This window comes from Imhoffiella purpurea (assembly GCF_000585215.1).
GTDB classification, from domain to species: domain Bacteria; phylum Pseudomonadota; class Gammaproteobacteria; order Chromatiales; family Chromatiaceae; genus Imhoffiella; species Imhoffiella purpurea.
Map to the genome: position 1 here is coordinate 48,607 of NZ_AONC01000018.1, position 16,352 is coordinate 64,958.

Genomic DNA, 16,352 nt, shown 5'->3' on the forward strand with positions numbered 1-16,352 from the left:
TTCGCCGCCGTCTGGAGGCGTCATCTCAGCGGATGAACTTGCCTCTCGGCGTGTAGTGGGTGTGCAGGTGGTGGTGCGAGATGTGGCCGCAGGGTCCGTCGGTCAGGAACTCCTCATAGAGCTGGAGGATGACCGGGTTCTCATGCGACTTGCGCACGGCGCAGCTTTCGTCGATCTGGTAGATCGCCTTGGCGCGCTGGGCGCGGATCTCGGGGCTGGTCGGGATCGGCTGACCGCCGCCGCCGAGACAGCCGCCGGGACAGGCCATGAACTCGATGAAATGACACTCGCTGAAGGGACCGCCGGCCTTGATGTCCTCCATCACCAGCTGGGCATTGGCGGTGCCGTGCACCACGCCGACCTTGAGGGTCGCGCCCTTCAGCCATTCCCAGTCCGGGACCAGGTGCTTGATGAGATCCGGCACCGGACCGACCTCGGTGATGGGGATCTCGGCCATCCGAGCCCCTTCGATCCCGCGCACCGGCAGGATGTTGGCATGGTCGTAGAAGTCCTCGACCTGATGGCCGGTCACCATCTCGATCACGCTGCGCAGCGCCGCCTCCATGACGCCGCCGGTAGCGCCGAAGATGACACCGGCGCCGGATGCCTCGCCGAAGGGATCGTCGAAGGGCGCCTCGGGGACGTTGGGCAGATCGATGCCCGTCTCCTTGATCATGCGCGCCAGCTCGCGCGTGGTGAGCCCGTAGTCGACATCCTTGAAGCCGCTCGAGGTCATCTCGGGGCGGTTGCATTCGTACTTCTTGGCGGTACAGGGCATGAGGGCGACCACCACCATCTCGGCCGGATCGACGCCGCGCTTCTCCGCGTAGTAGGTCTTGAGCAGGGACCCGAACATCTGCTGCGGACTCTTGGCCGAGGACAGATGGTCGATCATGCCCGCGTAGAAGTTCTCCATGTACTTGACCCAGCCCGGCGAACAGCTGGTGAACTGGGGCAGCTTGACGCTCTCGTCCTTCTCCACCAGCGCCTTGTAGAGCCGCAGGATCAGCTCGGTGCCCTCCTCGATGATGGTGAGGTCGGCGGTGTGGTTGGTGTCGAAGACCGCGTCGAAGCCCACCCGCTTGAGCGCGGTGTTGAGCTGATAGGTCATGGGGGTGCCCGGCTCCAGATCGAAGCACTCGCCGATACCCGCGCGCGGCGAGGGAGCGGTCTGGATGACCACGTGCTTGGTCGGATCGTCGATCATGGCCCAGACCTCGTCGGTCTGGTCCACCTCGGTCAAGGCCCCGGTGGGACAGTGGTTGATGCACTGGCCGCAGTTGATGCAGACCACGTTGGCCAGCGGCTTGTTGGCGAAGGTCGCGACATGTGCGCGCGAAGAGCGGCTGGCGACCGTAAGACAGCCTACGCCCTGGAGCTCCTCGCAGGCGCGTACGCAGCGGCGGCAGAGCACGCACTTGTTCATGTCGCGCACGATCGAGGGGCTGCTGCGGTCGATGACGTACTTGGGCTCGGTCGGATGGCCGAAACGGTAGAAATCGACGCCGTACTCGGTCGCCAGATCCTGCAGCTCGCAATTGTTGTTGCGCTTGCAGGTGTTGCAGTCGCCATAGTGCTCGGCGAGCAGCAGATCGATGATATGGCGCCGGGCGTTGCGGACCGTGCGCGTATTGGTCTTGACCTCGATCGAACGCGTGATGGGCGTGGCGCAGGATGCCTGAAGGTTGCGCATGCCCTCGACCTCGACGACGCAGACGCGGCAGACGCCGGCGGTGCAGAGGTCGTCGTGGTGACAGAGGGTCGGGATGCGCACGCCGACCTGGCGCGCGGCATCGAGGATGGTGGTTCCCTCGGGAACCCGAAGCTCGATACCGTCGATGGTGAGGTCGATCATGGCCGCGTCCGGACCGGGAACGATGGCGGTGTGGCGATGCGGATGTGTCTGCATTGGCTTGGTATTCATGGTTGCGTCTCTCCGTCCGTCCTCAGGCCGCCAGAATCGGGCGCGCCATGATCTCTTCCTGGAAGTGCGCGTTGATGGCGATGAAGACGTTGGGACTCGCCTGCCCCAGACCGCACTTGGAGGTGCTCTTGATGCTGTGGCTGAGACCGATGAGATCGTTGAGATAGCGGTTGGAACAGGTCCCTTTCTGCAGCAGACGCACGCCGTCCAGCAGCTTCTGGTTACCGATGCGGCAGCCGGTGCACTGACCGCAGGACTCCTCGACGAAGAACTCCAGATAGTTCTCGGCCACCTCCAGCATGTCGCGGCCCTGACCGTAGACGATGATGGAGCCGCCGATGCCCAGGTCCTCGTAGCCCATGACGCGGTCGAACTGGCTCGCCGGAACCAGCTCGCCGGTATAGCCGCCGACCTGGACCGCCTTGGCGCCCACGCCGTCGACCAGTTCCAGCAGCTGCTGCACCGTCATGCCCCAGGGCAGCTCGTAGACGCCGGGACGGGCGCAGTCGCCCGAGACGCTGAACAGCTTGAAGCCCTTGGAGCGCTCGGTGCCGATGCCGGTGAACCATTTGGCACCGCGGGCGACGATGCAGCTCGCCGTGGCCAGGGTCTCGACGTTGTTGACGATGGTCGGACGGCCGTGGAGCCCCTTCTCGACCGGATAGGGCGGACGGTTGCGCGGCTCGCCGCGGCGACCCTCCAGACTCTCGATCAGTGCCGTCTCCTCGCCGCAGACATAGGCGCCCGCGCCCATGTGGATGCGGATGTCGAAGGAGAAGCCGTCCTTGTCGAGGATGTTCTCGCCCAGCAGACGGGCCTGACGGCGCGTCTCCAGAACGGCCTCCAGATGCGGACGCAGATGGGTGTATTCGTAGCGCAGATAGAGGATGCCCTCGGTCGCCCCGACGGCATAGCCGGCCAGGGTCATGCCCTCGAACACCATGTCGGCGTACTTGCCGAGGATGACGCGGTCCTTGAAGGTGCCAGGCTCGCCCTCGTCGGCATTGCAGATGATGTATTTGAGATCGCTCTCGGCCTTGGCGGCCAGGTTCCACTTGACCCCGGTCGGGAAGCCGGCACCGCCGCGTCCCTTGAGGCCAGAGACGGTCAGCTCGCCGATCACGTCGGCCGGCGCCATCTCGCGGACCGCACGCGTCAGGGCCGCGTTCGGCTCGTGCGAGGCGTAGCTCAGCATGCTGGCATAGGTCTCGCCGACGTTGCCCATGGTCGGACGGCGGATGCTGATCTCCTGGCGGCACTCCTCGATGATGCGATGCACCATCGGCGGGGTCAGATTGGAATAGACCTCATTGTTCACCATCATGGCCGGGGCCTGATAGTTCATGCCGATGCAGCTCGTCCATTCGAGGGTGAACATGCCGTCCGGGGTGGTCTCGCCGAAGCGGATCCCCAGATCGTTGCGCAGCTGGCGCGCGACCGACTTGGCCCCCTTCATGATCGAGGACATGTCGCGGCTGAGCCGGATGATGAACTTGCCCTTCGGCTTCTTGTTGATGAAGTGGAAGAAGGTGGCGACGCCATAGACCTCGGTGGGCGGCATCTTCAGCTGGTCGGCGATGAACTGCATGGCGAATTCGGAGACATAGCCGAATTCGTCCTGCACCGCCAGGAGGAGTGGAATGAGTTCGGATCTTTCCGATCCTATCGACGTCATCAACTCCCTGATGACCGCCTTTTCATTGTCCTGCCCAGTCAACAACATCTAAAGACCTCGTCTGCGCGCCACTGCCCAAGAGGGACGCGCCGTCATGTTGAGAACGAACTGGGCGGCCGCCGCGGCGGCCGGCCCCCGCGTTTCGACCCATCATCGTGTGGATGGCCGAAACGGCGCGGGAGCGAGGATGATCCAAGAGGAATCCAGAATCCGACGGGTTACGACCGGTGCGGCGGATGAAGGATCATCATTGGGCATGTTAATACCCCTACGAAATACCGCAGAATTTAATGGTATTCTGAAATAAGTCGGTCATACAAGGATCTAGGACAACCAGAACGAGTAAAAATACCCAATCCACAGCATTCGGAGACGAAATATAACCCCATTGAAATCAGGATTCAGACAGGCATCCTGTCCCGACCCCTGTCCTGACCCACAGTCATTTCCTAGTCAAACTCTTGAGCGACAAGCGATAACCACTGAGCAGGCAGAAGGCGCTTAGAACCCGAACCGAACCGGATCCCCCCTCATCAAGACTTGGTCAAACTCGCGCGATTACGTATAGATACGGATTCCATGCGTGTCGATCCATGTTGCACGGGGATATCCATCAAGGAGGAACCCGAGCGTTCATCGGCAATATCTATCGCGGATAGCACAACAACCGGCAGATTCATGCGCCTCCGAAAATGGCTCGAGCAGCCCCACTGGTTCCAGCCGACCCGACGTCCCATGCGATGGATGCGACCCTCTAAACAGGCGCGGCAGTCGGTCGGCTCCTCGTCGATGCAGGGCTTGTTGTCGTAGAGCTGATAGCGCTTGCGCACCGGACGCGGGGTGATGTTGGGCATGATGATGTTGCAGCCGTGGGCGATCCCCTGCTCGCGCCCGTCCTCGGCCAGGGCCTGCAACGCGGTCGCCGCGGCGATGTTGACGTCGCGCAGCACTAGACGGCAGACCGCCAGCATATTGAGCGCGAGCTGCAACAGCGGTCCCTGCTCCAGCATCCCCTCGTCGAGCATGTCGCCACCGCGCGAGAGGATGTACGGCCCCATGCCGAGCATGTCGACGTCCATGCGCTGGTAGAAACGGATGTCGGCGCAGAGATCGGCGAGGGTCTGACCCGGCAGCCCGATCATGCCCCCGGTACCGACCTGGAACCCGGCCGTGCGCAGATCCCGAAGCGCCTGGATGCGCGAGGCATAGGCCTTCTCGTGGGCGAATCCGTCCGGATGGAGCCGGGCGAAGATCTCGGGATTGGTGGTCTCCATGCGCAGCAGATAGCGCATGCAATCGGCCTCGCCCGCCGCCGCGCGCCAGCGTGCGTAGGTCTCCAGCGGCTGCTCGCCGAGCGAGAGCGTGATGCTGGCCCCCTCGGGCAGCCGTTCGGACCGGGTACGGGCGCGGATTTCGCGGATGCAGTCCTCGACGAAGGCGACGAAGGATTCGTCGCGCCGCTCACCCGCCTGGAGACAGACCGAGCCGTAGTTGTTCTCCGCCGCCCAGACCGCCCCCTCGACCAGCTGCTCCAGGCTCAGGTCGTAGCGCTCCAGCGCGCGGTTGTCGCGACGGATGCCGCAATAGCGGCAGTTGAGGGTGCAGCGGTTGGAGAACTCGATGATGCCGCGATAGTGGACCAGATCGCCGACCAGACGGGTCGTGAGATCGTAGGCCGCCCGGCGCAGACGCTCGCAGTCCTCGGGATCGGTAAGACCCAGCAGGCGGATGATGTCAGCGTCGCTGAAGCGCTCCTGCCGCAGAAGGTCGTCCAGGGTCTTCATGTCGAAGCCTCCCGACAGGCGTCTTCATAGGCCGCCATGGCCGCCGGAAAGGACTGCAGCGAGCGTGTCAGCACGCCCTGGAGCAGCGAGATGGCCACGCCATAGTTGGTCATGGGAACGCCCTGGCGCTCGGCCCGATAGAGCCAGGAGAGCATGTGTTTGCGCGTCACCATGCAGGCCCCGCACTGGATGATGAGATCGTAGTGGGCGATCTCCTCGGGGAAATACTTGCCGCTGCTGAAGTCGATCTGGAGTTCACCTCCGACGAATTGGCGCAGCCAGCGCGGGATCTTGACCCGGCCGATGTCGTCGCAGATGAGATCGTGGGTACAGGCCTCGGCGATCAGCACCCGGTCGCCCGGCTTGAGCCTGTGGATCATAGCCGCGCCAGCGGTCAGCTTGATCAGATCCGCCTTGAAGCGGGCCATGAGGATGGAGAAGGTGGTCAGGGGCACCTCGGGCGGGGTGTCCGCCGCCGCCTTCATGACCACCTGCGAGTCGCAGATCACCAGCGAGGGCGGGGTGCGCAGATCCTCGAACACGGCCGAGAGCTCACGCTCCTTGACTACCGTGCAGACGGCGTCCGCGTCCAGTACCTCGCGGATGACCTGGACCTGGGGCAGGATCAGCCGTCCCTTGGGGGCGCCCAGATCGATGGGCACGACCAGCACCACGCTGCCGCCCGGCTGGATGAGGTCGGCGACCAGCGGCGGCTCCTGCAAATAGTCCTCGGGCACCAGACGGATGATGGACTCCTTCACCGCGTCGATGTTCTGGTGCTCCAGCGCCGAGATCCGCACCAGCTCGCCGCCCTCCCCGAGCAGCTCGGCGATTCCGGCATCCGGCGCCTCGCCCAGATCGCTCTTGTTGAGTACGCAGAGGATCGGCGTCTCGCGCTCGCGGAGCTGGGCGATCAGCGCGCGCTCCTCGTCGCCGAGACCGCGCTGGTCGCAGACCAGCAGGGCCACGTCCACCCGCTCCAGCACCCCGGCGGTCCTGGCCATACGCATCCCGCCCAGCGCGCCCTCGTCGTCGATCCCGGCGGTGTCGACGAAGACGACCGGCCCGATCGGCGGCAACTCGAAGGCCTTCTCGACCGGATCCGTGGTGGTCCCGGCTACGTCCGAGACGATGGAGAGCGGATAGCCCAGCAGGGCGTTGATCAGACTCGACTTGCCGGCATTGCGGCGTCCGAAGATGCCGATGTGCAGACGCAGACTCTTGGGGGTGTCCAGCATGGGAGAAACTCACGGAGGGGAATACAGCGGCCAGCGGCCAGCGGCCAGAATTTTGGTGATGCGACGCATCGGGCCTCAACGAAACCCGAGCGCCGTCATGGCGGCCGGCGAGAGCAGCCGGTCCAGCGTCGCCGCATCGAGCAGCCCCGCCTCCAGCACCAGGTCGCGGACCCGTCGATCGCTCGCGGCCGCCTCCTTGGCGACGCGAGAGGCGGTCTCGTAGCCGAGCGCGGGGACCAGGGCGGTGACGACGGCCCAGGAGCGCTCGACCTGCTCGCGGCAGTGGTCGGCGTCCACCTCGATGCCATCGACGCAGCGCTCGGCCAGGGTCAGGGAGGCGCGCTCAAGCACCGCCAGACTCTCCAGCAGGGCGTTGGCCACCAGCGGCAGGAAGGCGTTGAGCTCCAGCTGACCCGACTGGCAGGCCTGGGTGATCATGGTGTCGTTGCCGATGGCGGTCATGGCCGCCTGGGCCGCCGCCTCGCAGACGACCGGGTTGACCTTGCCCGGCATGACGCTGGATCCCGCCTGGACCGGCGGCAGGCGCAGCTCGGCGATACCGGCGCGCGGGCCCGAGGCGAGCAGGCGCAGATCGGACGAGATCTTGTAGAGATTGACCGCATGGGCCTTGAGGATGCCCGAGACCTCGACGAAGACGTCGGCGTTCTGGGTCGCGTCCAGCAGGTTCTCGGCGCGGGCGAGGTTGAGCCGGGTCTCCTCGCGCAGCCGGTCGGTGACGCGGAAGATGTAGTCGCGCGGGGCGGTCAGCCCGGTGCCGATGGCGGTCCCGCCCAGGTTGACGACCCGTAGCCGCTCTTTGCACTTGAAGACGCGCCAGCGGTCGCGGGCGAAGGCCTCCGACCAGGCGCCGAAGGCGGCGCCCACGGTCATGGGACAGGCATCCTGGAGCTGGGTCCGGCCCATCTTGGGAATGCCTTCGAAGACGTGCTCCCGGGCCTGGAAGGCGGACTGCAGCCGGGCGATGCCCTTCTCCAGCCGGTCCAGCGCCACGAGGGAGGCGACCTTGAGCGCGGTCGGGAAGACGTCGTTGGTCGACTGGTGCAGGTTGACCTGATGCAGCGGATGGACGCGCGCATAGGACCCGAGCGACCCGCCCAGACGCTCCTCGGCGCGGTTGGCGATCACCTCGTTGAGATTCATGTTGAGCGAGGTGCCGGCGCCGCCCTGGAGCGCGTCGACCCGGATCCATGGGTGCAGACCGCCCGCGAGGATCTCGCGGCAGGCGGCCTGGATGGCCCCGGCCTCGGCCTCCGACAGGAATCCGAGCTCGGCGTTGGTGCGGGCGCAGGCCAGCTTCACCTGCGCCATGGCGCGGATCAGCTCGGCGCGGCAGGGCCGGCCGAGCAGGTCGAAGTTGGCCAGGGCGCGGGCGGTGTGGATGCCATAATAGGCATCGGCCGGAACGGGAAACTCGCCGAGCGCATCCGACTCGATGCGCATACCGGCATCCGGCTCCCCGGTCCCTCCGGCCATCTCAGCAGAAGACGTCGCGCTTGCCCGAGCGGATGCGATCGAGGATCACGTCCGAGACGCGCCGCTCTTCCGTACCCATCTCGGCCAGATCGCGCTCGATTGCCTGCTCGCCGGCACTGACCGTCTCCGGCTTGGCGTAATCGAGCAGATATTCCATGAAGGTGCCAACCGAGTTGGGACCGCATTTCTGCTTGATGTCGGCCGTCTTGGCCCAGTGCATGAAATCCTCGCCGGTGCGTCCGTTGCGGTAGCAGGCGGTGCAGAAGGAGGGGGTATAGTCCAGCGCGGCCAGCTCGCGCACCACGGTGTCGAGCGGACGATGATCGCCGAGCGAGAACTGGCTCTCGTCGAAATCATCTTCGACCTGATCGAGCTGCGCGGCATAGCCGCCCGGATTGGTGCGGCTTCCGGCCGAGATCTGGGAGACGCCCAGCGCCAGGGTCTCGCGACGCATTTCCGCATTTTCGCGCGTCGACATGATGATACCGGTATAGGGCACGGCCAGACGCAGGATGGCGACCAGACGCTTGAAGTCCTCGTCGGAGACCGGATTCAGGGGCGCGTTGGAGAAGTCCGAGCCGTGCGCCCGCTCGATGCGGGGCACGCTGATGGTGTGACAGCCGGCGCCATAGGTGGACTCCAGATGCTCGGCATGCTTCATGAGCGCCAGCACGTCGAAGCGCCAGTCGCCCAGCCCCAGCAGCGCGCCCAGACCGATATCGTCGATACCGGCCTGCATGGCGCGGTCCGGCCCCGAGAGACGCCAGTCCATGTCGCGCTTCTTGCCGCTCAGATGCACGGCGGCATAGACGTCGCGCTGATAGGTCTCCTGGAACAACTGGTAGGTCCCGATGCCGACCGCGTGCAGGCGGCGGAACTCATCGACCCCGAGCGGGGCCAGATTCACATTGATGCGCCGAATCTCGCCGTTGCCGCGGCGGACCGAATAGATGGCCTCGAGCGCCTCGATCACATAGTCGAACCCGCGCGGATAGGACTCGCCGGCCACCATGAGGATACGCTTGTGGCCCTGATCGATGAGCACCTCGGTCTCGCGCCGGATCTCTTCGATGGTGAGTGCGCGGCGCTTGAGGGTCCTGTTGTCCTTGCTGAAGGCGCAGTAGGAACAGGCGTTGCCGCAGAAGTTGGAGATGTAGAGCGGGGCGAAGAGGACGATGCGCTTGCCGTAGATGGCCTCCTTCACCCAGCGCGCGGCGGCGTAGAGTTCCTCGGTCAGCTCGGGATCCTGGACCTGGAGCAGGGCGGCGACCTCGCCGGCCGTCAATCCCTCGAGCTCGCGCGATTTGGCGAGCACCTCCCGTATCAGCGTGGCATCCTCGCGGATATGGGCATCGAGGGCGGATTGGATCTCCCCGGCATCGAGCCAGGAGGTGTCGTTTTCCGCCCGGTGGGAGCCAGCGGGGCCTGAGCCGCCGTCAGCGCTCGCCAGAATCGTCATTGCAGGATCTCCGGGGTCGCTAGAACTGAATAGCGCCGGACATGGTAGATCCACGCCATGGAGCACGACAAGAAATAATGAGTATAAACACTCAATAAGGTACACCGAACGCAAGAGACGCCCGAGGAATCGAGCACGGATGGAGAGCGCCAGGATGATCCTACGTCAAGCCATAGCGGCCATCGTTCTTCTTTTCTGCACGCTGGCCACCGCCTTCGCGGCGGACGGAGCCGAGCTCTATCGGACGCGGCTCTGCGACACCTGCCATGGCGAGCGACCGGACGCCCCCGTCCTTCCCATCTATCCCAAGCTCGCGGGACAAACGGCCACCTATCTGCTTCAGCAGATGAAGGATATCCGCGACGGCAGACGCACCAACGGCCTCTCGGTCGCCATGCGGACGGCCGTCGGACCGCTGCCGGACGCGGAGCTGGAGATACTGGCCGAGTGGCTGGCGAACGAGTGACCGCCACAGGCGCACGCCCAGGGCAACGGGGTTACAATCACGCCCACTCGATCGCAAAACCCGAAGCACAGCATCGACACTGAGGTGGCCCCTTGACAGACACGACGAGGTCCCTTCGAAACCCCAGCGCCATGAAGGATGGGCGCCAACGCAAGAGAATTCCGATGACCGCTGCCGTTCTATTGCTGGCCGCATTCACCACTCCGACCATGCCCACGGGAGCGGAGCTCGCGGATCGGCTGTTCCTGGCAGCCATCACCCGCTTCGGCGGTCCCTGCCAGGGCATCGCCAGAACCCAGGCGATCGGAACCAGTTCGAACGGCGAGGCACTGGTCGCGGTCGCCTGCAAGCACGGCGGACGGCATGTGCTGAGAATCCACACGGACAACACCGTCTCCTACATGACCCCCTGCGCCGACTTCGAATCCCGCACCGGACTGCGCTGCTTCCCCGACTCGGGAAGCCAGTAAGATCGCCCTGCCCGCCGCCGACCGTCGGTCAGGAAGGCCCCGAATGTCTGGCGCGGATCCGAGCCGTGCTAGTGTGTGTCCCAGCGCCCCCATACGACCAATCTGATGGGGAATACATAGAGACCCGTGCCAAACGGGCGACAACCGAGGAGGCTTTAGCGTGGGTGCTGCAATCATGCGGCTCAGCGGATCTGAGCATGCGGCCTTGGTCAAGGCCGGAATCGCGGGCGACGCGGTCGTCTGCGAGCAATTCGACGCCATGACGGTCGCCTCCTGGCGGCGCTGCTTCAGCGGCTACGGACTGGACCCGATCGATGCCCCCGACCCCGTGGTCGTTCCGCGCGCCGATCTGCGCGAGCGCCAGGAGCAGTCCTGCCGACTGCTCGAGATCGCCCGCCACGAGATGAGCGATCTCTACCAGCAGCTGGCCGGCTCGGGTCACGCCATCATCCTCACCGACCGCGAGGGCGTGCTGCTCAACTACATCGGCGATCCCATCTTCACCGACACCGCCGCCAACGTCCGTCTGCAGACCGGGGCGGTCTGGGACGAGCGGACCCAGGGCACCAACGCCATCGGCACCTGCCTGGTCGAGAAGAAGCCGCTGGTCGTCCACAAGACCGCGCACTATCTGCTGCGCAACGCCCGCCTGACCTGTGCCGCGGCGCCCATTCTGGATCCGCACGGCAACCTGCTGGCCATCCTCGACGCCTCCAGCGAGGCCGAACTGGCCCAGAAGCACACCATGGTGCTGCTCAACATGTCGGCCCAGATGATCGAGAACCGCGTCTTCTTCTGCGCCATGAAGGAGGCCTACGTCTTCCGCTGCCATAGCCGCGCCGAGTTCATCGGCACCCTGGGCGAGGGGCTCGTCGCCTTCACCCCTGACGGCCGGGTCCTGGCCGCCAACCGCAGCGCCATCTTCCAGATGGGACTGGATGCGCCGCAGCGGATCGTCGGGCGCGAGATCCAGGAGCTCTTCGCCATCTCGCTGCCCATGCTGCTCGAGCGCGCCCATTCGCAGAGCTGCCCGGCCTTCCCCATCATCGAAACCCGCTCGGAGCGACGCTTTTTCGCCAAGGTGCAGGCCCCCGAAAAGGGCACGGCACGCACCCGGGCAACGGCATCGCGCCACAGACCCAGGCCCGCCATCCAGAAGGCCCCTGACAGCCGCGCCCCATTCGAGCGGCTGCATCTGGGCGACCCGCGGATGCAGCGCAACATCGAGACCGTCACCAAGGTGCTCGGCCGCGACCTGCCCTGCCTGCTGCTCGGCGAGACGGGTGTCGGCAAGGACGTCTTCGCCCGCGCCATGCACCAGGCCAGCGCGCGCCGCGACCGGCCCTTCGTCGCCCTCAATTGCGCCTCGCTGCCCGAGTCGCTGATCGAGAGCGAGCTGTTCGGCTACAGGCCCGGCGCCTTCACCGGCGCCAGCCGCGACGGCAGCCGGGGCAAGATCCTCCAGGCCGACGGCGGCACACTCTTTCTCGACGAGATCGGCGACATGCCGATCGACCTGCAGGCCCGTCTGCTCCAGGTGCTCGAGGACCGGCGAGTGGTTCCGCTCGGAGGCGAAACGCCGATCCCGGTCTCCATCCAGCTCATCAGCGCCACGCACCGCGACGTTCGGGCGCTCATCGCGGAAGGCCGGTTCCGCGAGGACCTCTACTATCGAATCAACGGCATCAGCATCCAGATTCCCCCGCTGCGCGACCGCCGCGACAGGCGTGAGCTCATCCTCGCGCTGACCCGGGAAGAATCCGGCGACGGGATCGAGATCGAGTGGGAGGCCGAGGCCCTGGAACGCATGCTGGCCTACCCCTGGCCCGGCAATCTGCGCCAATTGCGCAACATCCTGAGAGCGGCCACGGCACTCTGCGAGGACCAGCGTATCCGGACTCGGGATCTACCCGAGGAGATCCGTTATCCTGAACGCGCGCCCGACCGCCACGACAGATCCGCCCGGGGGCTCGGCACCCTCGCCATCGCCGAGCGCGAGGCACTGCTCGAACTGCTGGAGGACGCCCGCTGGAATGTCAGCCGAGTCGCCAAGAATCTGGGCTTGAGCCGCAATACCCTCTACAGACGCATGAAACGCTACGGCATCGAACCGGCCCGATGACCGGCCGGTGTCCCGCCCAGACGAAGCCGATCGCAAGACCTCAGCCAACCACAAGCCAGAGTAGAATGACCGTGATCCAGGAAGTCATCATCACCACAGTCAATTCCGAGGGCGAGCCTCACATCGCCCCCATCGGTATTCGCCGCCGCGAAGATCTCGTCGTGATCTCGGCGATGCGTCCGTCCAGGACCCTGGACAACCTGATCCAGACCCGCTGTGCCACCGTCAATTACACGGACGACGTCTGCATCTTCGCCGGCTGCATCACCGGACGCCGCGACTGGCCGCTCCTGGAAAGCACCCGAATCGATGCGCCGCGCCTGCGCGACACCCTGGCCCATACCGAGATCCAGCTCCTCGATCTCGAGGAGGACGAGGTCCGGCCCCGCCTGCTCTGCCGTGTCCTGCACGAGGAAACGCATCGCCCCTTCCAGGGCTTCAATCGCGCCCAGGCCGCCGTGCTGGAGCTCGCCATCCTGGTCAGCCGCCTGGAGCGCATGCCTCTGCAGAAGGTCGTGGAAGAGATGGCCTATCTGCTGACGCTGGTCGAGAAGACCGCCGGCCCGCGCGAGCAGCAGGCCTGGAACTGGCTCATGGACCATGTCACCGAGCGCAAGACCGCCACGATCGCTCAAGCGGGCGCACAAGACGAAGGATGATGGCACACCGGGATCCTCTCCTTTCGGAGTGGATTGCCGAGGATCCCAATGTCCGCCGCACCGCCCAAGAGGCCCTCTCCCGGCATTGACCCCTGAGCCCAGCGCACGACCTGCAACGGGTCACAGGGTGACACTCTGTTCCATTCCTGGAACAGATTAGACCCCGCGCACCCCATCCCAGGACCTCGGCGGTCATGGCGTCCAATTTGCTTTATCACGAAACCGCCGCCCGAAACAGGCGGCCGATGACGACAAAAGCAAAGAGCGCAAAGGAGAGACAGAGATGATCTACGCCAAGCCCGGTCAGCCCGATTCCAGGTTCAGCTTCAAACCCCGCTATGCCAACCTGATCGGCGGCGAGTGGGTGCCGCCCGTCGAGGGACGCTATTTCGAGAACGTCTCGCCGGTCGACGGCCAGGTCTTCTGCGAGATCCCGCGCTCGTCGGCCGCCGACATCGAGCTGGCCCTGGACGCCGCCCACGCGGCCAAGGACGCCTGGGGCCATACCTCGCCGGCCGAGCGCTCCAACATCCTGCTCAAGATCGCCGACCGCATGGAGCAGAACCTGGAACGGATCGCACTCTCCGAGACCTGGGACAACGGCAAGCCCGTCCGCGAGACCATGGCCGCCGACATCCCGCTGGCGATCGACCACTTCCGCTACTTCGCCGGCTGCATCCGCGCCCAGGAAGGCTCCATCTGCGAGATCGACCGGGACACCGTCGCCTATCACTTCCACGAGCCGCTCGGCGTGGTGGGTCAGATCATCCCCTGGAACTTCCCCATCCTCATGGCGGCCTGGAAACTGGCCCCCGCCTTGGCGGCCGGCAACTGCGTGGTCCTCAAGCCCGCCGAACAGACGCCCGTCGGCATCCTGGTGGTCGCCGAGCTGATCCAGGACCTGCTGCCCCCGGGCGTGCTCAACATCGTCAACGGCTTCGGCGTCGAGGCGGGCAAGCCGCTGGCGACCAACAAGCGTATCGCCAAGATCGCCTTCACCGGCGAGACCAGCACCGGGCGGCTGATCATGCAGTACGCGGCCGAGAACATCATCCCGGTCACCCTGGAGCTGGGCGGCAAGTCGCCGAACATCTTCTTCGCCGACGTCATGGACCAGGACGACGAATTCTTCGACAAGACCCTGGAAGGCTTCGCCATGTTCGCCCTCAACCAGGGCGAGGTCTGCACCTGTCCCTCGCGGGTGCTGATCCAGGAGTCCATCGCCGATCGGTTCCTGGAACAGGCCATCGACCGGGTCGGCAAGGTCCGTCAGGGCAATCCATTGGATACCGACACCATGATCGGCGCACAGGCATCGAGCGAGCAGCTCGACAAGATCCTCTCCTACATCGACATCGGCAAGCAGGAGGGCGCCCAGTGCCTGCTCGGCGGCGAGCGCAACGTCCTGGAGGGCGACCTCGCCGAGGGCTACTACGTCAAACCGACCATCTTCCGGGGCCACAATCGGATGCGCATCTTCCAGGAGGAGATCTTCGGCCCCGTGGTCTCGGTGACCACCTTCAAGGACGAGCAGGAGGCGCTCGAGATCGCCAACGACTCGCTCTACGGCCTGGGCGCGGGCGTCTGGAGCCGCGACGGACGCCGCGCCATCGTGATGGGCCGCAACATCCAGGCCGGCCGCGTCTGGACCAACTGCTATCACCTCTATCCGGCCCACGCCGCCTTCGGCGGCTACAAGCAATCCGGCATCGGACGCGAGACCCACAAGATGATGCTCGATCACTACCAGCAGACCAAGAACCTGCTGGTCAGCTACAGCCCCAACGCCCTGGGCTTCTTCTGATCCGACTCCGCCCCAAGGTCTCCAGGCCCATCGCGGCCTGGGAACCGCGCAGCGACGGCACCGGGCAAGACCCGGCGCCCTCACTTCGAACCGCCATGGAGCCAGCGCCATGCCCGACACCACACCCCGCGTCGTCGCCACCGAGGCGGCCCTGGAACTGATCGAGCGGCTGCGCGAGATGCACGGCGAGCTCATGTTCCACCAGTCCGGCGGCTGCTGCGACGGCAGCGCCCCCATGTGCTGGCCGGCCGGCGAATTCCGCACCGGCGCCAGCGACGTCAAGCTCGGAGAAATCGGAAACTGTCCCTTCTGGATGAGCGAATCCCAGTTCGAATACTGGCAGCACACCCAGCTCGTCATCGACGTCGTCCCCGGACGCGGCGGCATGTTCTCGCTCGAAGGACCTGAGGGAGTGCGCTTCCTCACCCGCTCACGGCTGTTCACCGACGATGAATTGGCCAGCGTCGCGCCGGTGGAGCATGGGGATGGCTGAGCGCCATCAGGCGGGCAGGACGAGCTTCGCCACCTTATCGGCGAAGAAACGCTCGCCCCAGAGCTTCAATCCGGCCTGCTCGGACGTGCCCAGGAAGGGCTCCACATCTCGCGCCGCCGCGGTCCAATCGATGGCACGAATGCGCTCGATCAAGGCCGTCTCCAGCCACGCCTCGTCCACCTCCACACCCGCCCCCCGCCAAGGGCCGAATTGATCGATGGCCGCAGAGAGATGCGCGAGATTGGGCCTCACACCTCGCGCGACATACCAGGCGAAATCGAACCAATCGCGCCCCTTGAGGTAGGGACGGCACAGCAAGGCATGGATCTTCAGCGCGAAATTGCTCGGCAGATCCTGAATGCAGACCTCGAAATCCAAGGGGAAGTCGAGATAGCGGTATTCGAATCCCGAATACGACGGCGGACAAGTGTCGATCTCCAGCTTGACCCGGAGCTTGCGGCCGCTGTCGCCGCGATAGAAGGACAGATCGAGCTGCCGCGCGATGGAGTCGTCCTTGAGCATGGCCTGCCTCACGGCCCGATCCATCCGACCACGATCGATCAGCTCGCAGCGCACGCCGAACTCGGCCATCACCTCGACCAGCCCCTCGAAATACCGCGCCCACTCGAATCCGGAGTCCGGCTCTCTCAGGATGAAATCCAGATCCTCCGAGGGGTGCGGCCTCCGCATGATGTCCTCAGCAGCAGCATTCAGCGCCAAATTGATCGATTTTCTCCCAGAACTGAGTCCAACGTCCGGTGGTG

General features: G+C 65.3%; 13 protein-coding genes. 6 read left to right on the forward strand and 7 right to left on the reverse strand.

Features of this window, described 5'->3' with window-relative positions; translation table 11 throughout:
• Window positions 1-25: 25 nt before the first annotated feature.
• The 6 genes from D779_RS06615 to hydG form a co-directional block, all read right to left on the reverse strand.
• Window positions 26-1,924: an NADH-dependent [FeFe] hydrogenase, group A6 gene (locus tag D779_RS06615; RefSeq protein WP_081763369.1), complete on the reverse strand. Its 1,899-nt coding sequence runs from the start codon at window positions 1,922-1,924 to the stop codon at window positions 26-28.
• Window positions 1,925-1,946: 22 nt separating this feature from the next.
• Entirely contained in the window at window positions 1,947-3,599 is a 1,653-nt protein-coding gene (locus D779_RS06620) for an NAD(P)H-dependent oxidoreductase subunit E (RefSeq protein ID WP_232424096.1), read from the reverse strand.
• Window positions 3,600-4,132: 533 nt separating this feature from the next.
• Window positions 4,133-5,383: a [FeFe] hydrogenase H-cluster radical SAM maturase HydE gene (gene hydE / locus D779_RS06625; RefSeq protein ID WP_043751379.1), complete on the reverse strand. Its 1,251-nt coding sequence runs from the start codon at window positions 5,381-5,383 to the stop codon at window positions 4,133-4,135.
• Window positions 5,380-6,621 (reverse strand): [FeFe] hydrogenase H-cluster maturation GTPase HydF, encoded by a 1,242-nt coding sequence (gene hydF / locus D779_RS06630; RefSeq protein ID WP_043751383.1) that lies wholly within the window; start codon window positions 6,619-6,621, stop codon window positions 5,380-5,382. The genes hydE and hydF overlap by 4 nt, the downstream gene beginning before the upstream one ends.
• Window positions 6,622-6,696: 75 nt before the next feature.
• Entirely contained in the window at window positions 6,697-8,082 is a 1,386-nt protein-coding gene (locus D779_RS06635; protein ID WP_232424097.1) for an aspartate ammonia-lyase, read from the reverse strand.
• Between the two features lie 34 nt (window positions 8,083-8,116).
• Window positions 8,117-9,574 (reverse strand): [FeFe] hydrogenase H-cluster radical SAM maturase HydG, encoded by a 1,458-nt coding sequence (gene hydG / locus D779_RS06640; protein WP_043751389.1) that lies wholly within the window; start codon window positions 9,572-9,574, stop codon window positions 8,117-8,119.
• Window positions 9,575-9,728: 154 nt separating this feature from the next.
• Between hydG and D779_RS06645 the strand changes: the two genes are divergently transcribed.
• From D779_RS06645 to D779_RS06670, 6 genes are all read left to right on the forward strand, one after another.
• Window positions 9,729-10,040 carry a c-type cytochrome gene (locus D779_RS06645; protein ID WP_094300767.1) on the forward strand — a complete coding sequence of 104 codons (312 nt, stop codon included), beginning with the start codon at window positions 9,729-9,731 and terminating at the stop codon, window positions 10,038-10,040.
• A gap of 164 nt (window positions 10,041-10,204) precedes the next feature.
• The gene (locus D779_RS06650) at window positions 10,205-10,510 is read left to right on the forward strand and encodes a hypothetical protein (protein ID WP_232424098.1); all 306 of its coding nucleotides are present in this window, start codon (window positions 10,205-10,207) and stop codon (window positions 10,508-10,510) included.
• Between the two features lie 160 nt (window positions 10,511-10,670).
• Window positions 10,671-12,632: a sigma-54-dependent Fis family transcriptional regulator gene (locus D779_RS06655; RefSeq protein WP_043751398.1), complete on the forward strand. Its 1,962-nt coding sequence runs from the start codon at window positions 10,671-10,673 to the stop codon at window positions 12,630-12,632.
• Between the two features lie 65 nt (window positions 12,633-12,697).
• Window positions 12,698-13,291: a DUF447 domain-containing protein gene (locus tag D779_RS06660; protein ID WP_198295680.1), complete on the forward strand. Its 594-nt coding sequence runs from the start codon at window positions 12,698-12,700 to the stop codon at window positions 13,289-13,291.
• 283 nt (window positions 13,292-13,574) lie between these two features.
• Window positions 13,575-15,095: an aldehyde dehydrogenase gene (adh, locus tag D779_RS06665; protein ID WP_043751401.1), complete on the forward strand. Its 1,521-nt coding sequence runs from the start codon at window positions 13,575-13,577 to the stop codon at window positions 15,093-15,095.
• A 109-nt stretch (window positions 15,096-15,204) separates the two neighbouring features.
• Complete coding sequence (locus D779_RS06670) at window positions 15,205-15,588, forward strand: DUF779 domain-containing protein (protein WP_043751404.1); 384 nt, start codon at window positions 15,205-15,207, stop codon at window positions 15,586-15,588.
• 6 nt (window positions 15,589-15,594) lie between these two features.
• Here the strand turns inward: D779_RS06670 and D779_RS06675 are convergent, their stop codons facing one another.
• Complete coding sequence (locus tag D779_RS06675; protein WP_043751407.1) at window positions 15,595-16,278, reverse strand: nucleotidyl transferase AbiEii/AbiGii toxin family protein; 684 nt, start codon at window positions 16,276-16,278, stop codon at window positions 15,595-15,597.
• Window positions 16,279-16,352: the final 74 nt, after the last annotated feature.